We start from the raw sequence: 21839 nt of genomic DNA, 5'->3' as shown, positions 1-21839 counted from the left end.
ATTAAAATGGAGAAAAATTAAGTGAAAATAATGAGTGATAATCAAACACAAAACAAAAATATGACTTATGTTCCTGCCCAGCAATCAGGTTTAATTCAAATTGATGATGCAATAAAAATATACAAACGAGGAAAAATTGAAGTTGTAGCACTTCGTGGACTTACCTGTGAATTTAAAGCGGGAGAAATAACTGTTATTATGGGACCAAGTGGTTGTGGAAAAACCACTCTCTTAAATGTAATTGGAGGATTAGATCGTTTAACATCTGGAAGAATTTTTGTAAATGGTGTAGATATTGCACAATATACAGACAAAGAGATGGAGCAATATCGTAGGAAAAAAATCGGATTTGTTTTCCAATTTATGAATTTGATTCCAGAACTAACAGCGGAAGAAAATATTCTTCTTCCATTAGAATTATCAAAAACCTTGAATAAAGCAAGTAAAGAATTTGTTAACTCATTGTTGGATATCGTCGGATTAAGTGAGCGGAAAACCCATCGTCCAGATGAATTAAGTGGTGGTGAACAACAAAGGGTTTCAATTGCAGCTGCTTTAGCTAATAATCCGGATATAATATTGTGTGATGAGCCGACAGGTGAATTAGATACAGCTTCAAAACGTATTATTATGGAATTATTGCATTCAGTTATTAAAAAATTCCCAGAAAAAACAATGATCATTGTTTCTCACGATCCTGAGTTGAAAGCAATTGCAGATCGCTTATATTACATCAGAGATGGTGCAATTTCACACAAATTCAGCAAAGAAGAATTACAAACATTCAAAAGACAACCTGGAGAAGAAGAAAACATAGATTTCTCGATGCAAAGTTCAGATCCAAATAGAAGCCATGAAGTTGCTTTACTTGAATTAAGAGAAATCGATCACTATGTGCGTGAAAAAATCGAAAAAATTGAAAAAAAATTACATCCAATGTAATATAATAAATATCACTGAATTAATGATTTAAAGAATTATTATTATTAGTGTGAATAAGTTCAAATTACGAAATCAATAATCTTTTTTTTCATATCAAGTGTCTTTCTTTCTTTTCGTTATACAATCTCATTGCATTTTCCATTGCTTTTTCGATAAGAGCTCGTTCATTCTCAGGCAGTTCTTTCGTATAATGTGATATTTGCTCAATAACTACTTCAGCAGCTTCACTTAAACGATCTAAATGCACGTACTGTTCAATAACTTGTGCAGCTAATAATGAGGCAAAAGCTTTTCCTCTTTGCTCAGTTAAAATTTTTTTAACATCATAGATAGGAATCCCTAAACGAGTATAACGATTTCGATAGGTATGTAAGCCTTCTGCAGTTAATTCACCACAAACTAATTCCCTAAGATGTGGAGCTGCGATAAATTCCAAACCCAACCCCCCCAGTTTTCTTAAAACATTAGTTGTAACTTCAATTGCCTTTTCTTTGTCTAAACCTGTTTCTTCCATAAGTGAATATACAATCTTATTTGCATCAAAAGGAGATATTTTACCATCGGTTGTTTCAACGTGTTTTGGAAGCAGATCTTCAGGATTAATAATGTATTTTTCTTTAATTTTCTTTGGATCAAAATTCAATTTAAACATTTACAACTTCCTCGAATAATTCAATATAAGTAAGTGATTACTGTCAATATAAATGAATAAGCACATAACCCATAAAAGAAGTATTATTGCGCCAATAGTAGTATAAATATACAATATCAAGAGACAGACAAAAATCGTAAAAAATAGGAAATAATTCAAAGATTTATGCTTTAATTTCATAAATTTTGTTTGATCAAAATTTTCATTATGGAAGAATTAAATATCCACAATTCTCACAAAATGTTTTAAAACCTTGTTCTAATCGGAATTTCATCTGATGTGTGATTAATTCCCCACAATTAGGACAAAATTTTGATTTAAGTGGAGTGGTAACGTGTGCAGGAAATCCCATATAAGGTGTATGATGTTCATCAGGATAGATATTTCTATTTGGATAGGTCGCCCATTCACCCATTTCTTCATTCTGCTTAACTAAGTGTATAACAACAATCAAAACTATAATTATAATAAAAATCATACAAATAAGAATTCCACTTAAAGTAGGCCCAAAATACATTTCATTAAAAGAGTAGAGAAAAGTAATTTAAAGATCACTAGAAAATTTCTCCGCCAATTTATAAATAAACCTTTAATACAAGCAAAAAAAACGAATACTATGGGATGAATCATCTGGTGAACTTAATGCTAATAGTTTCCATTTTTTATCAATACTTGCAAAAACCATTCCATTTTCTTCTAAAATTGAAATAGATTCAATCATTTCAATTCTATTTTCTCCGTTTGTCACTTTATAGCGAGACAACTGTCCTTTAAAATCGCAGATAAGCCATTGCATCATCTTTTGATTAAAGGAGATATAAGAAATTGGTGCGGATGTGGGAATAGAATCAATTAACGTTCCATTCAAATAATCAATAAGATAAAGTTTCTTTTTCTGCCCTCCACATAATAAATATGGATTACTTGATGCTTTGTTCATTGCAAAAGTGAATATGATTTTTTCAGGAAAATCTAAAATGTGAATAGGGTTCGCAGGGCAATCTAATTTCCAGACATAAATTTTATCTTCATCGCCGCTACTGATCAGCAGTTTTTGTTCAATATCCACTCCTATTTGATGAATTGCCTTTTTAGGACCTTTAAATATTTTAATTTTGTTAATTATTAATTTACTAATCTTTTTTGTATTTGATATTTGCGAAGAATCTGAAAATGAAAATGAAAGTTTCCAAGAATATATTGTACCTTCAGCCCCTCCAGAATATAATTGAATTTGCGGGCTTTTTACACAATGAAAAGATGAGATAGATAATTTTGTTGATGATGAAGATAATAACGTCGATGAAGAAGATGAAATACGAGATAATTCATCGATAAATATTGCAGAAATACGTGTATGTGGAGAAGCTAAATTAATAAGACATTGTCCTGTCTTTAAATCCCAAGCAAATATATGACCTGTCTTGTCTCCAGTAATAAGAATCTCTTGAGCGTTCCACAGTGCCATAGCAGAAACTTCAGCTGCATGCTTTCCATATATTCGAAACGGTTTAATTCTTTGATTTATATAATTGATTTCATCGGTATTTTTTCTACTTGGGATAAGCCATTGACAAACTGTACCATCCCAACTTGCTGAAAAGCAATATTTCCCTTGTTTGTCGAAGCATAACCTTCGAATTTTATCATTATGCCCAAAACCTTCAGCAATGAATGCAATTTGTGTCATTTTTTTTAAATAAAATTAAATTTAGTTAAATAAAAAATCACGATTCAAAATCAGGATTTTTAAAAACTAGATTCATCCCTTCATATGTAGGAAGGAAATCAATTAACATATGTTGCGGAAGATAACCTTCTCGTTCCATTGTTCGATCAACATAGATGGAAAATCCATAATTTTGATAATCTCGTGGGAATAATTCCCTAAAATGATCATTATCATAAAGCATTTCAATAGGATGAATTTCAGGAACAACAATTCCACCAATTGCATGAGTGTCGGCCAAAACAAGCACAAATGCATCATCAAATTGCTTTGAACCGACTTCACGAATATAAGATAATGCTGCTGGAGTTATAATTAATTTATAATCATTTTCCATTTGATTCCCTCATTATCAAATAAAGAATGAATCTAAATGAATTTAATGCGAAATTTTTATAATCAAAATTAATCAAACACATTTTCAAATTAATATAATTTAATTTATATTAAATTTTGATAAAAATATTTTTAATTATATTACATATAATATAAGATAATTTTTGTTATCTTAATTAAAATTCAATATAATCAATATTATATTATTTTTGTTAATTTTTCCATTGAATTTTTTATAAAAATAACAGTGAAAAAGAATTAAAATTAAATTATGAAATATTTTTAAAAATCGAAGAAAAAATAAGATAAAGCGGAAATCTTCAATTATTTTGCAAGATTAACCTTTTGCTCTAAAATTTCAACACGGGATATTAATTTTTCCATCATTTTTTCAAGTTTATCGATTTTTTCAGTCTGTTGTTTACTTGCTTCTGCAGAATTTTCTGATTTTTCTAAGGATTTAATCAATTTCTCCAAACGTGGATGGAATTGAGTTGAAATTCGAGATTTTAGTGCGATCAATAATGATCTACTTCGAGGTAACCTTAATTGCTGAATTGCAAAAGCTATTTGTATCAAAAATGTTTCATCTGATGCTCTTTCAATTTCCACTTGGAATATTTCTAAAATCTCTTCTTTAATTTCTTTTTTCGCCCAAGTGAGAGCATCAACTATTCCCTTAATAACTTGTCGGCGAATATTCTCTGGAGATTTTCCATACCTTATTTTTTCTTTTAGATAGTCAACTGAATCAGGAAGTCGCAGTTTTCCAATTGCTTCAAACTGATAACCTTTTAAGATATTATTGTAATCTGCTGGAAGAGTCAAAGAAGAAAGATATTCCCACATTTCCTTTGATCTTTGACTACCGAGAACCTTAAGGGCATTTCCTGTTGAATGATAATAGTATTCAGAACGATTAATAAAACTTTTTATCATATTGACTACGATTTGATGGCGTTTTCCTTCCAATTCCCCGATAGAATGAAATAATGCTTGAGGATCTTTCTCATTACTTAATATTTCAACTGCTTTTTCAATTGCATGATAATTCTTTATAGAAAGCAATGATTTCAAGAATTCTACTTTGATTCCCCAAAAAGTTTCTTTTTTATATTGCTCTGATATTGCCAATATTGCTTGATAATTGCCTATTTTTGCCAATTCTTGAGCCGCAAAGATCTTACCTATTAAATTTCCTTTCATTAATTGTTGAAATAGGAGATCTTGTCCAGGATTAAACTCCAAACTAAATAAAAGATGAAAATCAGGATCTAGTTGAACGCGTAGCGGTTTATGCTCACATTTAAAGTAACAAGTCTGGTCTTTTTCGTTAATTTGAAAAGTTTGGCGTTTAAGCTCACCCTCTGCAGTTTCCCACTCAATTACCAATGGAAATTTAAAAACACCAATTTTGGCTTTTTCATCCACTTGATTTTGAGAGATTCTGATTTTTACTAATTGAGATTTATCTTCATATGAAAAATCTGCTTTTAATTGAGGATATCCGCGAGAAAATAGCCATTGATCGAAAAATGGTTGTAAATTCATACCAGAATGAAACTCTAATTTGCGTTGAAAATCTATAGTTTCAACGGTTTTCCCTTTGAATGTATTCAAATAATCACTTACTGCTTCAAAAAAAGCCGAATCTCCAATTATATTTCTTAACATATGAAGTCGAAAAGAACCACCAGGATAAAGATGTTTATCGTACATATCCCAAGAACTTTCATATTCTTTGGTTACTATAGGCCGAGCATAACGTTCATCACTTTCCTTCATATAATCGCAGCGATCTTCATACATTCCATAGAGATAAGCATCAATTCCTTGAGAATCTTCATAATACAATTTCTCTACATATGTTGCCCAACTTTCTTTCAACCACGCATGAGCGAAATCATTGCAAACGATCATATCACCAAACCAAGAATGGGAAAGTTCATGAACATTAATCCAATCGACCAGCCATTTAAATTCGGCTCTTTCTCGTTCATCCATAATGGCAAAATCACCCCAAGTTACCAAAGAAATATTTTCCATGGCACCACCATGAAGAGCAGTTGCAATTTGATAATATTTAGGCCATTCTAAAGGACAACTAAACTTTTTAACCATCCATTCAATGAAATCAGGTGTGCCCGAAAAGCTTTTCCCCAAATTTTCAACAGTATAATTCTTTGTGGTATAATATGCCACTGGAATATGCCCTTTTCCGGTATCAGCATCTCTATCTTTATATTCAATAAATTCGCCCACAGCTAAAGTGATTAAATAACTAGGACAAGGAAAATCCAAAGACCAATGCACCATTTTCTTTCCATTTGGAAGAGCCTCTTCAGAAACACACTTTCCATTTGCTAAAATAGTATGTTCTTTATCACTGGTAAGGAAAAAATCAAGTGTGCATCGAACACTTAAATGATCAACACATGGCAACCAATAGCGCGCTCGTATAGATTCAACGTCAGTAACAGCATAGCGAGGACGATCAGGATAAAATTCATCTGGATTACTGAAATATAAGCCTGAGATCGGATGATCTACTGAATAAAATACTTTGGTTGAAGTTGTATCACCTTTGGAAAGAGGGTTTTTCCATTTGCATGTCAAAACTATTCCATCATAATGCCATTCGTCTGGTCCTTCAACATTTTTGATAAAAAGATTGATTGCATCATACTTAATTATACTAGCAGAAGAAGTTTTTGCTGTTAATTGAGTTTCTACAAATCCTTCAGCTTTTTGCTCAGCTATTTCAAAGTTCAAATTAATTGTTTGGTGAGTAGGTTCAAATTCCAATGAAGGAGCATATTTCCGCTCTGTTTCCGGGCGCGCAAATTCTCCCCTCTTTAGATATTTTCGCATTATACTATTTACACTTGAATAATCAATAGGCATTTTAAATCACGCCACAATAAGATCAAATTCCATAAAAACTTATTCGCACAATTTGATTTTATGTCTTCTAACTTCATAGAAGATAGAAAATAATCATTATTGAATATCTTCAATTGTAAATATCAAAAAAAAATACTTGAAGAAATAACTTCTATTTTTTAAATTACTCATAACTTCATTTATTTATTTATTTATTTATTTATTTTCGCTAAGCACTTTAAGATTAAACGACGATATTGGCCCCTTAAATCGCTTAAACTTCTTTGGTGGTGCATAACGTTTAAAAACCTTAATGGCATGTGTAGGACAGAAATTGTAGCAGCGCATGCATGCTGTACATAGATCTTTCATTATTAATTGCCCCTTTTCTTCAACTATATTCTGTGTGGGACAATTTGAAACGCACAACATGCATTTAGTACAGATTTCAGGGTCAATAGAGAACATATTAGACATAATTTTAAATTCACTCTCCATAAATACCCGCTGCAGCCATCCTCCAATTATCAAAAGAGGATTTCGCCCTTCTTTCAAAGTTCGTCCATTTTCTAAGCGATAGATTAACTTTTTCATTTTTCGACGATTACGCGCCATTCTTCGCCCCAATTTATTTAAATCAACTGGATTATAACGAAAATAAGGAATTCCGAGATTTGAAGCCATCTGCAAATTCATAGCACCTGTAAATCGAAGACCCATAGATTTAACATATTTTCGAGGTACTAAAGCTCCATCTCCACTAAAAAGAGCCATTGTTGTTAAAATAATTCCTTGTTTATTCTTCTGATCAGGTTTTGTTTCTTGATTTTTAAAGATTTCCACACATTTCTCAAGAAAACTACGCATTATATTTGGTAGAGTTGAGCCGTAAATCGGATAAGCAAATCCAATCACATCAGCTTCATTAAAAGTATTTTGAATAAATTCAGAATTGGCAGTTTCAGAATTTTCTATTGAATAATAATGGGCTTGATGCCCTTTTTCTATCGCAATTTCACAGAAAGATTTTGCTACCCACCATGTATTTCCTGTTCCAGAAAAATAAAAAATTGCAAATTGCATTATAATCAGATATCAATTATTTCAAGTAACATAAAAAATATACTAATTTCTCCTCCAAAAAAAAAATTGAAACGAAAAGATTACTGCATGTTCATTTTCGAGGTAGAATTTTTACAATTTCATTCTGGATAGGTCCTGTAACTATAACGCGTCTATTTGAATCGATATAGACATCTATTTCTGAGCGAATTCCGATCTTTTCATCCATAAGATAAATCCCTGGTTCAATAGAATGAAGAATTAAAGGAACCACCTGCCGGGTATCATGTGTTTCTAATCCATCGATATGAACTGCATTCCCATGAACTTCCTGCCCAATAGAATGACCGGTTCGATGAACATAAAAATCACCATAACCTGCCTCATCAATAACTTTACGGCATGCGTGATCAATTTCCCATCCATAACATGGCTGCCCATTTTCAATTTTATCTCGCTCAAATTCAACTGCCGTATCTCGAGCTTTACATACGATTTCCCATATTTCTTGAATGCGAGAAGGAATTTCTTCACCTATATACGCCATCCAAGTATGATCATAATAAACAGCACCGGGTTCATCGAATTTAGCCCATGAATCAATAAGAACCAAATCTCCTTCCTTCATATTTGGGCCTTCTCCTGAAGGACTATAATGAGGATCTGCAGCATTTTGATTAATTGCCACCTCAGGGCTACCCACTGTAATCAGATTATTTTTTTTATAGCTTTCTTGAATAAAATGCCGAATATCCACCTCTCGACATTGCAGACCTTCACTAATACGGCGCTCAATTTCTTCAAATGCCGATTCCATTATCTCATGCATAATTTTTGAGGCGCGTTGATGTGTTTCAAATGCCTTCTCATCGACTAATCCTTCGAATTCTTGGATTAAATCTTGTGCAGAATGAATATTGCAACCAAAACTTTGAATTAGCTCAAATGTTCCTGCATCCAGCATTGATACGTAAGGTACATCATTCATAGGTGAATAATTCATCAAAATATTACTTCCTTTGAAAAGAATTTGGTGAAGAAGATCTTTCTGTTCTGATAAAGAACGATAAACTGATTTATTACCAGGAAGATCATCTAAAGCTCCTGGTTCTACAGCACTAACCAATTTTTGGGGTAACCCATTTGATGGAATATAATAATACCATCTTCTCGAGTGAAAATTATTTTCATTTAATTTTAAAATTCGATATGTGATTGGATCCCTGTTATGAAAATCGTATAATAACCAACCATGGATATTTTTTCCATCTAGCTTAATTGTTTGAAGGGATTTTTGAATGGATTTAATGCGAAGATTATGTATTTGGCCCATAAAATGAGTTAATTCTACTTCTCTTTTAATTTATCTGGAAATTTTTCTTTTAATACTTCTGCAATCATTTTCCTAAGAGCATAATCTGAAATCGGTATTTTTTTGGCTTTTTTTCCCATTTTTTTCCAACATCGAAAAGCACACTCATCCAATCCATATTTTCCACCCCAATTTTGAATAATTGAAGAGAATTTTCCTTTAGAATATAGTGAATAGAATATTTTTTGAAATTCCCTTTGAATGGATTCCGAATGGCGAATTTCGGAAATTTCTGACATATATCTTATTTTATCATTAATTGCTTTAACTAATTCTCCTTCATTGGAATAAGTAGTATCAAAAAACATCTTGGCAGCAGTTAAATATTCAATCAAATGATCTAATTTACTTATCGATAAAGAATTAATTTGAGCAACACCTAAACGAAATGCATAACGCGCTTGTTTTGGCATTCTTGCCAAAAGGTATTGTGGAAAATCAGGAATCGTATCTAATATATCATTAACAGACTCTTGGGAAGAAATTAAATGAGCTCTATTGTATTTTTTATTTGATTCAATAGTTTTTATCACTGAAGAATTTTTTATTTTTTCAGAATCTATTTTTTCTGATTCTTTGAGTAATGAATTCGACCCTTCAAGATAGATTTCTTGAATTTCTTTAATATTTAAATAATATCCCTTTGGATTTGCACGTGTATATCGTAATAAGCGCTCTTTCGTTAAAAATTGTTTTAGTTTTCGGCCAGACCAATGTTTAGGGAGTGAAGAGAATTTGTTAAAGGAATCAATAAGTTCTGAAGAAGATAAAGACACTGGCTGATTGCTAAAAAAATTAAATAATTCTTGACTTAATCCTTCATTTTGAAAAGGGTGAGATATTAGTGAGGTTTGTTTTTTTGAACTTATTTTTTCAGAGCTCTCCATTAATGAATCCTTCTTGTAGATTAATCTTTTTCTTCATGTATTTCTTATGTATCACTAGGAAGAATGCAAAAATATTCTTTTGATTATAGTAATCTTGATTATTAATATATTATTTCACATAAAATTATGCTATTTTTACATTTCAGAAATAATGATAAAACAATAATTCTGTATTACTAACAATTTATTTAATTACTAATGTCAATCAGGAGATAATTTCTTAATTAATTGATATGTTTTTTTAGAATTACATTTCGGACAGATTGGTTTTTGCTTAGTTGTGAGTGATTGGGAAGAAGAAATTTCTTTCTTTTCAAGGTTTTTATGATCTTTATAGTTTCTTTCTTCAGCGAATTCACCCACTTTTTTATCATTTCTTTCTATCAAATTTTCATCAGATTGCGTCGAAGTTTGAAAAACAAACCCACAATTCAAACATCCCCAACCTTTAAAAACAATTACTTGCATTTCTTGACTTTTTGGATCTGTTGGTCGTGGAATCCAATTTGGTGTTTGATCCAGTTGAAAAGATTTATCTTGATCCACTTTAAATGAATTATTACCAAGAGGTTTTGAACTCCCCCTTTGCGGAAAGTTCTCAATACTATGAAAAGCACGCCCATGTCTACGTCGACCGTACCGAGGAGGAATAGATGAAATAGGCAGAATAGGTTGAATTGGTAGAGGCATGATTTCTGTTTGTATTGCAATTCCATATCCTTCAACTAAAGCTTTTGTTATCTTTCGGTATGCTTTAGACAAAATTCGCGAAAATGTAGTCTGTGATATTTGCATTTTTTGAGCTGCATCAGTTTGTTTAAGATCTTCATAATAACGAAGTCGAAGGGCTTCAAATTCTTCCATGCTAAGAAAAATTTGATTAACATCTTGAGAATTTATTCCTTTTGGATGGTAATTATTAAATTTCGGCACAATATTTGAAATTTTACGATATTTGTGGGGACGTCCCATTAAAACCCTCCTAAATCTATTAAAGAATATACTTGATCATTTGATTTTCTGATCATTCTTCAATACATAGAGTATGATTCTCTTTAATAAACTGTTGAAAATGAAAATTAATGAAATTAGAAAATATTTTTGATTTTATTATATAGGAAAAGAAAAGATAAAATATAATGTAGGCACACGTATTCTTGAAGCTAATGAAAAAGAATTTTAATATTGATTCAACTGATAAAGCCATTATAGACCAATTACAACATGATCCTTCGATAACTCATTCGAAAATTGCTGAAATCTTAGGATTATCACAACCAGCTATTGGTGCTCGTATTAAGAAATTAGCCGAAAGAGGATTGATTGCCACACAAATTGGTGTAAATTTCCAACAAATACCAGAATTGAATTTAATACGTGTTAATCTTAAAACAACTCGTCCAGATGATATAATGGAATTATGTGAATATTGTCCTTTTGTTATAAATGCAATTAAAAGCACTGGAGATTATAATATGACTCTTTTTTTGGCTTCTCGAAACTTAAAACATTTGGATGCTGTCTTGGATAGACATTTTCGTAACAAACCTTATGTATTTCGAATTCAAATGGATTTGGTTACTTCTATGGCGAGTCCAATAATTTTTCCACTTAATCTAACAGTTGAATCTTTGGTAAATACTGATGATCCTTGTAGAGGGAATCTTGTTTGCACAGCAGACAGAAAAAAAGCCGGCGTTCGATCTCCTGAGGAACTTAATTTAATGTAATAAGAAAAAAACTGCGAATAAATTTGAAAGAATTTAAAAAGAAGAAAAAAAAGTATGCAAAAAATTGCATACTCTTAAAAAAAAGAATTTTTTGCATAATGAGGTGTTATTTTATCAGCATTTTGATAATTTTTCTCTACAATTATTCATTGTCCTTTTCAAAATTTTCTAAATGTTTTTTTGCATCGTTAAGTTGTTTTTCAAGATTTTGAATATAAAGTTCATAGGTTTTCTTTTGATCTTCAGGAGAAATTGAAGTTGGAGGATAAATTGGAGGATAGACATCATATATAGGAGCCCAGTGTCGATAACCTCGACCATAACCTCCACTTCTTCCCCATCCACCACCTCGACCATAACCTCCGCCTCGACCAAAACCTCGTTGCGAATATGGAGAATATCCAACCGGATTTGCATATCCTGGTTGTGGGTAGCCATTACAAAAACCTAATCCTCGACCTGTTCGAGGACCTAATCCATTAGGACCTGTTCTGTCTCCGTAGGGCATATTAATCACTTTTTTATTTAAATAATTATGAATAATTATTCATAACTAAATGACTAAACTCATTCTATATATTTAAACTCTTTGCTATCAAATTGAAAGTAAAATAATGTAAAAAATAAACGAATAGGGTGATTGATACTTAATTTAGAGTGAAATATATGACGGTGGTAAGGTTCCATCAAAAAATTTACGCTTACTTTCCAGTTCTGGAATAGTATAAGAATAAACTATTTTTATACCTAAAATATATAATATTTTTCTCCATAAAGTATTCTTTTTATCAAGCTTAAATTTAGCTGAAAGTGGGTCTCGTCCAGGAATGAATTGACGTCTCAATGCTTGAGCATATTTATGATTAGAAACATGCCATCCATGTAAAAAGGTAGTAATTTTATCCATTTTCACCCCTATACCAAATAATAATTCTCTCTGAGAATAATGCGCTTGAAGAGCATTATTGACAGAAATTTGAAATGAAGGATACTTAGGAAAGTACAAATGATGAAACAAAGAAGAATAAAAATATAAAGCGGGAACTTTGTCAACATTTGAAGATTTTAAATTCATTTTAGGATTTTTTCTTTCAGAAATCAAGCGTTGAATTGCCCAATAAGTGATTTTACCCGTTTTTCGATGATCTTGATGGAAATACCATGTATATACTGGTTCAGGAGCAATTACATAATCTGGTTGAAAGGTAATTATCTCTCTCTTAAGTCTCTCAATATTTCCATCAGTAACTCGAATATCACCATCAAAACATCCGAGAAAAGATATTTCATTCTCTGATATCCCAAGATAATCCATAGCTTTGATTAATTCAGCAGTTCTGACTTCTGCGGCTCTTTTTGTAGATTTGGTTATTAAAGTATAATCACTCATTTCTCCCCGAGTCATACTAATAATTCGAACAGAAACACTGCGTTGAGCAGGAGAAGGATTACCATCTTTGCCTGAAAAAATAAAATCTTTTCCAATGCCATTGATATTTTTATGCCCCAAGCAGAATATTAGATAACCAATGTTAAATTCCAAATCATCAGGATGGGCACAGATAAACAAAAATTTTTTCTGGTTCATTTACTAATACAACTGGAAAAATTCTTCTTTTCAATCTTTTTATTTTGCTACTTTTAATTCTAACTCCAAAAGTTTTTCTTTAAAAAAATATTTTTATGAATAAATATTCATAAAATTCTATTGATTTAAAATTTTTAAAATTATTTAAGAATTAATTATACTGGAAATGAGAAAAATGTCTGAGACAAAAACAATTAAAATTGCTATTCCTAGCACTTCAGATCAAGGATTAAAAGCTACAGCAACGACACGTTTTGGACGTTGCCCCATATTTACCATCGTTTCATTAAAAGATGGTGAAATAGAAACAGTTTCAATTATTGAAAATAAAGCCAGCCAAGCCATGGGCGGAGCAGGACCTTTAGCAGTTCAATCAATTGCAAATGAAGGAGTAAATTCCATTATTGGTGGACATTACGGCCCTAATGCGGCAAATGCATTAAAACAAGCTAATATTCAAATGTTTGGTCCATCAAAAAAAGAAAATCCAACTGTTGCTGATTTAATTGATGCATTCTTAAAAAATGAATTAGAAGAAATCAACTCTGCTACAAGCCCAGGTCATCGATACTAATAATTAGTGCGAATAAGTTTTTTTTTTGTTATTTTTTAAATAAAAGAATAAATCAACACAACATCAAAATAAAGGAGTCATTCCATGACTGATAATTCTCTTGAAAAAGACATTATTGCTCAAAATACAGCAAATAAATCATTTCCTCCTATTATTGCAGTTACTGGAGGAAAAGGCGGAACTGGAAAAACATTAGTTGCTACTAATCTGGCAGTAGCATATACTCAATCTAATTCTCGTGTCTTACTGGTAGATTGTGATGTTGAAAATCCGAATACCTATATTTTATTGGGAAAAAGTTTAGAAAATAAAATAGTTTCTTCTCAACCTATTGATATTTTCATCCCGAAATTTAATAAAGAAAAATGTATGAAATGTGGAATCTGCCAAAAAGGTTGTTATCGACATGCAATTTTACAATTTCCCGAACATTACCCATCTCTTATGGAGCATTTATGTTCTGGATGTAAAGTTTGCCAGCGAATTTGTCCACATGATGCCATTGAAGCAGGAACACGACAGATTGGAACAAAATATTTTATACCAAATGCTTTTGAAAATCTTGATCTTTTAGTAGGGGAATTAACACCGTCTGAAGCATTATCGGCTTATATTGTTGAAAACTTGATTTCTCAAGCAACTACTCCTGAAATAATGAACCAGTATGATATAATAATTATCGATTCAGCTCCTGGAGCACACTGTGATGTTGAAAAAATACTTCATGCATCAGATATGGTAATCAGCGTCACTGAGCCTACACCGTTTGGAGAACATGATTTAAACAGAATACTAGAACTACTTCGACTTATAAACAAACCATCTTACTTCATTTTGAACCGATCAAATCTAACAAGCGAAGCAGATTATCTTACAAAAAAGTTATCCAGTGATATAACAAAATATTTAGGCCATATTGAAGTTGATAAAACGATTATGGAAGATTACGCTAAAGGTAAACCATTCATTCAAGATTCGCGGACTTTTCCTGCAAAAAACCAATTTTTTGAAATTTTTCATAATATACAGGCAATTATAAAGTCACTTCATAATAATATTCCTATGAATTTACGAATAAAAAAAACAGATTAATTTAATACCTCAAGGAGATAAATGAAAAATGAATGTAAAATCGATAAGTGAATCTCATAATACACAACAACAATCTGAGAAAACAACTAAAATTTTCACAGTTACAGTTATTTCAGGAAAAGGTGGAGTGGGAAAAACATCAATTACATCGAGTTTAGCCTACGTTTTAGCTCAGCAAAATAGAGAGATCATTGTTGCTGATGCTGATGTTGATGCTCCAAATTTGGCAATTCTCTTTACTCCTGAAAACTCGTATCATAGTATTGAACATAATAAAATATCAGAAAAATCAAGAGAATCACATAAGCAAACGGTTCAAACAAGCGAAAAAGCCAAATTTATTCCAGAAAAATGCACACACTGTAAACAATGTATTGATCAAGATTTCTGCTCTTTTGATGCTCTTGCTTGGGATGAAAGTAAAAAAATTCCTGTAATTGATGTAGTTGCATGTGAAGGCTGTAAAGCTTGTCAGTTATTATGTCCCAGTCATGCTTTTCAAATTAACCCAGTAAATAGTGGAACAATAACGACTATCATGACAGATTATGGATTTCCTTTAATATCTGGAGAAACTATCTTAGGATCTCAAACGAGTGGTAAAATGGTGACCGAACTTCGAAAAATTTCAGAAATTCAAGCCAAGCAAGAAAATCGAGATTTTCTTCTAATAGATGGCCCTCCTGGTATCGGATGCCCAGTATTGGCAGCTATTACTGGTGTAGATTTTATTGTGTTTGTTACAGAACCAACAACTGCAGCTTTACACGACATTAATAGAGCGATCTCCATTGTTAAATCTTTTAATATTCCATTTGGTATAATTATAAATAAGAAAGATATGAACCTTGAAATGTATTCTGAATTAACTGTATTTTTTAGCCAAAAAGGATATGAAATTCTTGGATCTTTTCCTATCAATTCACGATGGCCATATGCAATTGTAAGTCAAGAACCAATAGCTAAATTTTTAGAAAATCCAGAAATCTTGCAGGAATTTGAAAAAATTGCTGAAAAAATATGGAAAAAGCGAGAATTAGCAATGAAACAATAAGAATTTGACAAGAAATTAGAGAGATGAAGAAATTACTCTTTTTTCTTTAATTCAAGTGCAAATAAGTTTTTTTTCTCTGTCCTCATTTTTCGTAATTACATATGAGCAAGATTTTAGAACCGTAAAAAATAAAAGCACAATTTCTCCTAATTATCACTTAATGAGGAGGAAATGACTGCAAGAATAATCGCTTTTCCCAGTTCAATTGAGGGACTTCACTCAAAACTCGCCGAACACTTCGGACATGCACAAGCATTTACACTAATCACTTTTAACTCAGAAACAAATAAAGTTGAAAGTATAGAAATCATCAAAAATGCCGCCCACCAGCAAGGAAAATGTATGACTCCAATTATGTTGTTAAAAAATTCAAAGGTTGATATAATAGTGATAAAACAAATTGGTAGACGGGCATTTTTGGGATTTTCTCAAATGGATATTAAAGTATATCAAGGCCTTTCTGAAACAGTGAAAAGTAATTTTATTGCTTTTACAAAGGGAAACTTAAAGTTGTTCATGCCCCCGACATTCAAAATGGAGGATAGTTTTAATGCCCCGTAAATTACTCCGCATGATTGATGCTGAATCATTTCATAAGGTAAAAATCCACTATAAAAATCTAGAACGACAAGAAGAAGATAATGACCCCATCATTTTAAATTTAGAAGAATATGAAGCAATTCGCTTATACTATTATCAAAAACTTGATCAATCAGAATGTGCGAATAAATTAAATGTATCACAGCCAACATTCTCTCGTATTTTACGGGCAGGTCTTGAAAAAATCGCACAAGCTTTAGTAGAAGATAAAGATTTTAAGATCATAGGAGGAAATGTTTTTTATGAAGATTGGTTTGGTTTTGGCTGTTGGATCTGCGATTATGAATGGCAAACATCAAATAATTTTACCCAATGTCCAAAATGTGGCTCAAAATCAATCTATAAACTAAAGAAAATAGTTACTCATTTTAAATGAAGGATAATTAAAGAATATAGTGATGAAAATCTAAGAAATTTTTTCTAAAAATGAAGGACGAAATTATAAAATCGATGTATTCTTCTTCTATCTTTCTTTAATTTATCCAAAGTGGGCTGTGAGATTTTTTCTTGACTATTTATAAGTCTATCAAAATCCATTGGGATGAGAGGAGTTATTTTTTTTATATTCTTCTTCTTCCTTTTATATATAGTTTTGTCGGCCATAGCACATTATTGAAAACAACATTACTATTTATTCATTTGCAAATTTGATGAATGATTTGATGAAAATAAAATCCCATAATTAATTATACCTCGTTTATCAAATACGCAAAAATGAGACTGTTGATCTTTAAAAGAAGGAGAATTCTGAGATACCCATGCATTTAATTCAGATAATGATGTAGAGAATATTCCTACAGAATTTTTAGTATTTTTTGATAAAGGAACTAATGAACTATAATTTTTATTGATCTTCATAAAAAATGGAACTTTTATATTATGAGAAAAATAGCGATCAGACAATTCTATTGGAAATACGACCCAAAATACGTAATTTGATTCCTTTATTAGACTATTCGATGAAAGACAACCGAAATCGATCCAAGAACTTAAGTAAGCAACATCACTACTCTCTTGAACATTCATTTGAGAAACAGTTAAACCATTATGATAATACCCAATTCTTAATCGATTTGATTGTTTTGAGGTTGGACCATATTTTTTATAAAGCTGATGATAAGCACCCCAACTTAATTGCCCTAAAGATATAACTAGAATCAAATAATCCCATTTAGATTGAGAGTTAAGATCTTCAAGATGGGATATTAATTCCAATTCAGAAATTGGTCTTAAAAAAGGGGCATATATAATTAATATTTTTGAATCTGTTAAGCATAATTCAAAATACTCAAAATGTGGTAATATAGGTGAAAATAAAGGTTTATTTGCAGTAGTGATTGTGTTAAATTTAGACAGTCTTTTAACCTCAAAATTTTCAATACTTTCAGCACTGAAAGTCAATTGTTTTATGATAGAATAAGATATAGGGTTAAAATTATCAATTATATTGCTATTTTTAAAATAATCAACTAAACCATCAGGTGCTTCTAAAGTTAAAATTTTAAAGGGAGAAGGGGGACGATCTTTTTTCTTACTAATTAAAGGTTTATCAAACAAGAATTCAATTGATTCTTTTTTGCCCTTTGCAATAAAACTTAAGCTAGTTTTTATAAAGGTTTGATATAAAACAGATTGACTTTCTGGATCTTTTTGTAAAGATTGAAATGGTTTCTCTAAAAGCCACATCATCGTGGAACTAATAGAAGCAAAATTAGTATCAATCCCAATCCACCGCCGTTCGTAACGTTCTGCTACCACCGCAGTTGTGCCAGAACCAAGAGTAGGATCTAAAACCAAATCACCTGGTTTAGTTGTCATAGCCATACAACGCCAAATGACTTTTGGATTGGTGTGAACTACATAATGTTTTCGAGCTGCAAAAGTGCTGGTACTGGTATCCATCCAAACATTTGTTAATATCATAAAGGGAAAATCAGATTCATAGCGTTTTCCGTATAATTTTCCATTTATGTCGACTAATCTATTAGCTTGAATAAGACGATCAAAAGCAACTTTATCCCAGCGCCATTCAAAACCTGAAGACGGATAGTATTCTTTACCATTCAAATATACGGGAAATAGGCGTGGATTTCTATTTTGGGATTTATTTTTCAACCGCAAAACCACTTCTTGTGGCTTAAATGCTAGTTTTTTTGAATGGGATTTGCTTACTTCTTTCTCTATATATGTAAATGTCTTTTGGGTTTTTTCTTTTGGACGTTCTGTAAAAAGATTACGTTGAAATACTCGTTTTTTATCCTTAGCATACCAAAGGAGATGATCTGCGATATTTGTGACCCTATTTGTACTAATCGCTGTACGAAATGTAATGACATTAACACAATTTGAAGCACCAAAAATTTCATCCAGAATACAACGCACATAATGGAAATTTGTCTGGCCGATTTGGACAAAGATAGAACCAGTGGAATTTAATAATTCTCTCATCAAAACAAAGCGATCTCTTAAGTGATCTAAATAAGAAACCAATCCACATCTCCATGAATCTATATATCCTTTTCTTGCTATTTGATTCTGATTACTTTGTGGTTTATAATTGATTCCATATGGTGGATCCATATAGATCATCTGAACAGAATTTTGATATCCTTCTTGCAATAAAGCATGCATTGCCAAAAGGGAATCACCACAAATAATTTGATTTTTCCAACAAGATTGAGTAGAATTATAAGGGCTTTTTAAATTAAAAATTAGTTTTGATAGATTAATTTCAAAAAGAGGTTTTATTAAAATATCAGGCAATTTCAGTGGTTCAGAAGATTTTCCATCCCAGTTTAATGAGACTTGATTTATAAGTTCACTTTGTTTTTTTGATTTATCTTGTTGATTTTTCGAATGCAGTGGAAAAAAATAGACGTTTTTGGAATTTCCCACTAAAAGCACCTTCACTTTGTAGCATTATTCTAAAATGCGGAATGAAGTCGCTTAAATGGCTTCCAAAATCCTATAATTACCATAGATAATCCCAAAAATGCAAGAATAAAAACTAATAATCTATTTTCTGGAAAATAATCCAAGAAGATGTTAGTTAGAAGCAGAAATACAAACAACAAAGCTAAAATAGCAATATAACTTAGAAAAAGTTTTACAGCACCTAAACTAAGCATATTAGCAACTTTTGGAGGTTTTCGTTTGCAGGTATTATAATTTTTCTCATAGCATTCTAAACGCTCTTCATCGGTAGTTTTCTCAGTACAAAATTTACATTTTTTGGGAAGAATCATTTCAAATGCATCGATTGAAGTTGATTCATTAGCCTTCATGATTTCTTGTTGTATTTTGTATATCTCCTTTTCTTGTTCAAGAATTAGTCTTTCTGCTCCAAGTTGTTTCAATAACTGCAATTTTTGCATACTTTCTTGTAATTCTTGCAACTTTTCGCTTACATCAGCCATATTTCATCACAAAACATTAAAATTCGAAATGTTATTCACATATCACTTGAAATAAAGATTTTCAATTAGGTTCATTTCTTGAAATTCTTAAGAACATTATCCAATTAAGATCTATCTTCAACTATTTATAATAAATTAAAGGTACCATTTAAATAGAATAGTTGAAACTTTTTCTAAAAAAATTATTCAAATTTTTATCTCTACAAAAAAAAATTTATCACAAATGTATAGAACTTATTCGTACATAAGTGATTTCTATCTAAAATAATATAAAAAAAATTACATCAATAGATGTAATTAATTATTTGGATGGGGCATAAATTTATACAACCACATTGCGAACTCTTGTGGATTTCGACTCTGCATGATCACTCTTCCAGGACCTGTAAGTTGAGCAACTACACCTTCTCCACTTAATATTGTTGATTTCCAACCACCAACACGTTTAATATCCATTTGCACTGAATCTTCCATCGCAACCAAGTGACCGTTGTCACAATTTAATATCTGACCTGGTTGAAGATTCCATTCAATAAAGGAACCATTTCCACCGATAAATAAATCTCCTGGAGATTCAGTAGCAGAAATGGTTAGAAAGAACGCACGCTCTCCACTGAAAAACCCCTTTTTAAGACCTAAAAAGCGAGTTTTTTGCTCCAATTGTGGAGAACTTGCAACATAACCACCAGAATAAACGACCCAAGTTTGACCGACTTCTATAGGAAGATGCATCATATCACCAGCAAAAGATGGAGCTAATGAAAGCCAACCGTTGTTATTTGCGACAAAATAATTCATTAAAAAGGTTTCACCTGCCAATTTTCGTGCCATTGATTTTAAAAAACCTTTTTCGGCTTTTCGAGTCTGAATTTCTAAAGTTGGCTCGAAAAACATCATTGTCCCACGTTCTGCTTTAATTTCTTGACCTTGCTTTAAAAGAACTTTCAAATATGTAAAAGTAGGTCGATCAACTATTTCAAATTCGTAATCTACACCCTGTACAGTCATTTTCATCACTTTAATTTAATTAATTCATAAATAATTCCATTTTAGCAAAAAAGCATGAAATTTAATTAAAATATTATGCATTCCACTTAAAAATTTTAGGAACTATTTAAATAAAGAAAAAAATATACACTTATTTGCTCTTCTTCGATTTTTAAATATATTAATGCACAACATAGGCTTTCATTCTACACTTTACTAACTTTCCAAAATTCGTTTCTTCAACTTTTTTAAGTGGGCTGTACATAATATATTAAATGGGATGAGAATCGATGATAACACGCCAATTTAGAAATTCTGATGCACAAGCAGTTTCAGATTTAATAATTGCTAATCTTAAGCAAATCAACAGTGAATTTTATCCAGAAAATGTAATTCAACGCATGATTAAAGTTTACACTCCAAAACATCTCATTGAAACCGCTCAAAAACAATTAGTTTTAGTAGCAGAAGAATTAGATGAAATTGTGGGAACTGCAACAATTAGCCAAAACTATTTCGGTTCAGTTTTTGTACGTCCAGATATGCAAGGTAAAGGTATTGGAAATAAATTAATGGATTCTTTAGAAAGATTAGCCAAATTAAATGGACTACGAGAAGTAAAACTTCACGCGAGTATTAATGCAGTTAATTTCTATATCAAAAGAGGTTACAGAAAAATCGGAAAAATAACAGATGAGAAATTTGGGGAATCGTTCGAAATGGCAAAAATTTTAGAAAATACATAGAAAATTTGATAAATATAAATAATTATTTTCACTATGAATTTTCTTTAAGTAAATTTTTTCACTTTAATTGAGTGTATTTTAAGATTAATCTAATTTAAGTTTTTTGCCTTTACTCCATTATTTGACTCCCTTTTGCTCCCAATATCCCAATTTTGACCGCATCGATTTTCCCTAATGGTGATTTGAACT

Annotated in this window: 22 protein-coding genes; 8 read left to right on the top strand and 14 right to left on the bottom strand. The window is 31.2% G+C overall.

Annotated elements, in window-relative coordinates:
* Positions 1-30 precede the first annotated feature (30 nt).
* Positions 31-942 (top strand): ABC transporter ATP-binding protein, encoded by a 912-nt coding sequence (locus ACXLDF_RS03365; protein WP_457557082.1) that lies wholly within the window; start codon positions 31-33, stop codon positions 940-942.
* Between the two features lie 88 nt (positions 943-1030).
* Here ACXLDF_RS03365 and ACXLDF_RS03360 read toward each other — a convergent pair whose 3' ends face one another.
* The 9 genes from ACXLDF_RS03360 to ACXLDF_RS03320 all read right to left on the bottom strand — a co-directional run bounded on the left by ACXLDF_RS03360 (position 1031) and on the right by ACXLDF_RS03320 (position 10835).
* Positions 1031-1594 (bottom strand): hypothetical protein, encoded by a 564-nt coding sequence (locus tag ACXLDF_RS03360; RefSeq protein ID WP_457557081.1) that lies wholly within the window; start codon positions 1592-1594, stop codon positions 1031-1033.
* Between the two features lie 205 nt (positions 1595-1799).
* On the bottom strand, positions 1800-2072 hold the full coding sequence (locus tag ACXLDF_RS03355) for a hypothetical protein (protein WP_457557080.1): 273 nt from the start codon (positions 2070-2072) through the stop codon (positions 1800-1802).
* 111 nt (positions 2073-2183) lie between these two features.
* Positions 2184-3284, bottom strand: coding sequence for a WD40 repeat domain-containing protein (locus ACXLDF_RS03350; protein WP_457557079.1), 1101 nt, complete (start codon positions 3282-3284; stop codon positions 2184-2186).
* Between the two features lie 37 nt (positions 3285-3321).
* Positions 3322-3660 (bottom strand): hypothetical protein, encoded by a 339-nt coding sequence (locus tag ACXLDF_RS03345; RefSeq protein WP_457557078.1) that lies wholly within the window; start codon positions 3658-3660, stop codon positions 3322-3324.
* Positions 3661-3983: 323 nt separating this feature from the next.
* Positions 3984-6563 carry a M1 family aminopeptidase gene (locus ACXLDF_RS03340; RefSeq protein ID WP_457557077.1) on the bottom strand — a complete coding sequence of 860 codons (2580 nt, stop codon included), beginning with the start codon at positions 6561-6563 and terminating at the stop codon, positions 3984-3986.
* 195 nt (positions 6564-6758) lie between these two features.
* On the bottom strand, positions 6759-7625 hold the full coding sequence (locus tag ACXLDF_RS03335; protein WP_457557076.1) for an EFR1 family ferrodoxin: 867 nt from the start codon (positions 7623-7625) through the stop codon (positions 6759-6761).
* A gap of 91 nt (positions 7626-7716) precedes the next feature.
* Positions 7717-8937, bottom strand: a complete 1221-nt coding sequence (locus ACXLDF_RS03330) for a M24 family metallopeptidase (RefSeq protein ID WP_457557075.1) — start codon at positions 8935-8937, stop codon at positions 7717-7719.
* Positions 8938-8951: 14 nt separating this feature from the next.
* Positions 8952-9863: a hypothetical protein gene (locus tag ACXLDF_RS03325; RefSeq protein ID WP_457557074.1), complete on the bottom strand. Its 912-nt coding sequence runs from the start codon at positions 9861-9863 to the stop codon at positions 8952-8954.
* 201 nt (positions 9864-10064) lie between these two features.
* On the bottom strand, positions 10065-10835 hold the full coding sequence (locus ACXLDF_RS03320; RefSeq protein WP_457557073.1) for a DUF134 domain-containing protein: 771 nt from the start codon (positions 10833-10835) through the stop codon (positions 10065-10067).
* Between the two features lie 194 nt (positions 10836-11029).
* Here ACXLDF_RS03320 and ACXLDF_RS03315 point away from each other — a divergent pair, with 194 nt between their 5' ends.
* Positions 11030-11593, top strand: coding sequence for an Lrp/AsnC family transcriptional regulator (locus tag ACXLDF_RS03315; RefSeq protein ID WP_457557072.1), 564 nt, complete (start codon positions 11030-11032; stop codon positions 11591-11593).
* Positions 11594-11735: 142 nt separating this feature from the next.
* On the opposite strand, the gene ACXLDF_RS03310 is transcribed toward ACXLDF_RS03315, so the two are convergent.
* Positions 11736-12101 carry a DUF5320 domain-containing protein gene (locus ACXLDF_RS03310; RefSeq protein ID WP_457557071.1) on the bottom strand — a complete coding sequence of 122 codons (366 nt, stop codon included), beginning with the start codon at positions 12099-12101 and terminating at the stop codon, positions 11736-11738.
* Between the two features lie 144 nt (positions 12102-12245).
* A complete protein-coding gene (locus ACXLDF_RS03305) occupies positions 12246-13181 on the bottom strand; it encodes a PIG-L deacetylase family protein (RefSeq protein WP_457557070.1) in 936 nt (311 codons plus the stop codon).
* A 175-nt stretch (positions 13182-13356) separates the two neighbouring features.
* Here ACXLDF_RS03305 and ACXLDF_RS03300 point away from each other — a divergent pair, with 175 nt between their 5' ends.
* From ACXLDF_RS03300 to ACXLDF_RS03280, 5 genes are all read left to right on the top strand, one after another.
* Positions 13357-13755 carry a NifB/NifX family molybdenum-iron cluster-binding protein gene (locus ACXLDF_RS03300; protein WP_457557069.1) on the top strand — a complete coding sequence of 133 codons (399 nt, stop codon included), beginning with the start codon at positions 13357-13359 and terminating at the stop codon, positions 13753-13755.
* 84 nt (positions 13756-13839) lie between these two features.
* The gene (locus tag ACXLDF_RS03295; protein ID WP_457557068.1) at positions 13840-14847 is read left to right on the top strand and encodes an AAA family ATPase; all 1008 of its coding nucleotides are present in this window, start codon (positions 13840-13842) and stop codon (positions 14845-14847) included.
* 28 nt (positions 14848-14875) lie between these two features.
* Positions 14876-15901, top strand: coding sequence for a P-loop NTPase (locus ACXLDF_RS03290; protein ID WP_457557067.1), 1026 nt, complete (start codon positions 14876-14878; stop codon positions 15899-15901).
* A 171-nt stretch (positions 15902-16072) separates the two neighbouring features.
* Entirely contained in the window at positions 16073-16462 is a 390-nt protein-coding gene (locus tag ACXLDF_RS03285) for a NifB/NifX family molybdenum-iron cluster-binding protein (protein ID WP_457557066.1), read from the top strand.
* Positions 16452-16877: a DUF134 domain-containing protein gene (locus tag ACXLDF_RS03280; protein WP_457557065.1), complete on the top strand. Its 426-nt coding sequence runs from the start codon at positions 16452-16454 to the stop codon at positions 16875-16877. Before ACXLDF_RS03285 ends, ACXLDF_RS03280 begins: the two co-directional genes overlap by 11 nt.
* A 251-nt stretch (positions 16878-17128) precedes the next feature.
* Here the strand turns inward: ACXLDF_RS03280 and ACXLDF_RS03275 are convergent, their stop codons facing one another.
* From ACXLDF_RS03275 to ACXLDF_RS03265, 3 genes are all read right to left on the bottom strand, one after another.
* Positions 17129-19396: a site-specific DNA-methyltransferase gene (locus ACXLDF_RS03275; RefSeq protein WP_457557064.1), complete on the bottom strand. Its 2268-nt coding sequence runs from the start codon at positions 19394-19396 to the stop codon at positions 17129-17131.
* A 29-nt stretch (positions 19397-19425) separates the two neighbouring features.
* Positions 19426-19917, bottom strand: coding sequence for a hypothetical protein (locus ACXLDF_RS03270; protein WP_457557063.1), 492 nt, complete (start codon positions 19915-19917; stop codon positions 19426-19428).
* A 297-nt stretch (positions 19918-20214) separates the two neighbouring features.
* A complete protein-coding gene (locus tag ACXLDF_RS03265; protein ID WP_457557062.1) occupies positions 20215-20925 on the bottom strand; it encodes a TIGR00266 family protein in 711 nt (236 codons plus the stop codon).
* A 269-nt stretch (positions 20926-21194) separates the two neighbouring features.
* Here ACXLDF_RS03265 and ACXLDF_RS03260 point away from each other — a divergent pair, with 269 nt between their 5' ends.
* Entirely contained in the window at positions 21195-21650 is a 456-nt protein-coding gene (locus ACXLDF_RS03260; RefSeq protein WP_457557061.1) for a GNAT family N-acetyltransferase, read from the top strand.
* The last annotated feature ends 189 nt before the right edge of the window (positions 21651-21839 follow it).

The organism is Candidatus Harpocratesius sp. (genome assembly GCF_054039255.1).
Note: the sequence above shows the minus strand (reverse complement) of the source record. Positions and strands in the feature narration are given on the sequence as shown.

Coding starts and splice junctions, on each gene's coding strand:
- ACXLDF_RS03305 (WP_457557070.1), bottom strand. CDS start 13,181: ATGAACCAGAAAAAATTTTTGTTTATCTGTGCCCATCCTGATGATTTG.
- ACXLDF_RS03355 (WP_457557080.1), bottom strand. CDS start 2,072: ATGATTTTTATTATAATTATAGTTTTGATTGTTGTTATACACTTAGTT.
- ACXLDF_RS03330 (WP_457557075.1), bottom strand. CDS start 8,937: ATGGGCCAAATACATAATCTTCGCATTAAATCCATTCAAAAATCCCTT.
- ACXLDF_RS03285 (WP_457557066.1), top strand. CDS start 16,073: ATGACTGCAAGAATAATCGCTTTTCCCAGTTCAATTGAGGGACTTCAC.
- ACXLDF_RS03300 (WP_457557069.1), top strand. CDS start 13,357: ATGTCTGAGACAAAAACAATTAAAATTGCTATTCCTAGCACTTCAGAT.
- ACXLDF_RS03360 (WP_457557081.1), bottom strand. CDS start 1,594: ATGTTTAAATTGAATTTTGATCCAAAGAAAATTAAAGAAAAATACATT.
- ACXLDF_RS03335 (WP_457557076.1), bottom strand. CDS start 7,625: ATGCAATTTGCAATTTTTTATTTTTCTGGAACAGGAAATACATGGTGG.
- ACXLDF_RS03350 (WP_457557079.1), bottom strand. CDS start 3,284: ATGACACAAATTGCATTCATTGCTGAAGGTTTTGGGCATAATGATAAA.
- ACXLDF_RS03280 (WP_457557065.1), top strand. CDS start 16,452: ATGCCCCGTAAATTACTCCGCATGATTGATGCTGAATCATTTCATAAG.
- ACXLDF_RS03345 (WP_457557078.1), bottom strand. CDS start 3,660: ATGGAAAATGATTATAAATTAATTATAACTCCAGCAGCATTATCTTAT.
- ACXLDF_RS03310 (WP_457557071.1), bottom strand. CDS start 12,101: ATGCCCTACGGAGACAGAACAGGTCCTAATGGATTAGGTCCTCGAACA.
- ACXLDF_RS03325 (WP_457557074.1), bottom strand. CDS start 9,863: ATGGAGAGCTCTGAAAAAATAAGTTCAAAAAAACAAACCTCACTAATA.
- ACXLDF_RS03315 (WP_457557072.1), top strand. CDS start 11,030: ATGAAAAAGAATTTTAATATTGATTCAACTGATAAAGCCATTATAGAC.
- ACXLDF_RS03270 (WP_457557063.1), bottom strand. CDS start 19,917: ATGGCTGATGTAAGCGAAAAGTTGCAAGAATTACAAGAAAGTATGCAA.
- ACXLDF_RS03260 (WP_457557061.1), top strand. CDS start 21,195: ATGATAACACGCCAATTTAGAAATTCTGATGCACAAGCAGTTTCAGAT.
- ACXLDF_RS03295 (WP_457557068.1), top strand. CDS start 13,840: ATGACTGATAATTCTCTTGAAAAAGACATTATTGCTCAAAATACAGCA.
- ACXLDF_RS03265 (WP_457557062.1), bottom strand. CDS start 20,925: ATGACTGTACAGGGTGTAGATTACGAATTTGAAATAGTTGATCGACCT.
- ACXLDF_RS03320 (WP_457557073.1), bottom strand. CDS start 10,835: ATGGGACGTCCCCACAAATATCGTAAAATTTCAAATATTGTGCCGAAA.
- ACXLDF_RS03340 (WP_457557077.1), bottom strand. CDS start 6,563: ATGCCTATTGATTATTCAAGTGTAAATAGTATAATGCGAAAATATCTA.
- ACXLDF_RS03290 (WP_457557067.1), top strand. CDS start 14,876: ATGAATGTAAAATCGATAAGTGAATCTCATAATACACAACAACAATCT.
- ACXLDF_RS03365 (WP_457557082.1), top strand. CDS start 31: ATGAGTGATAATCAAACACAAAACAAAAATATGACTTATGTTCCTGCC.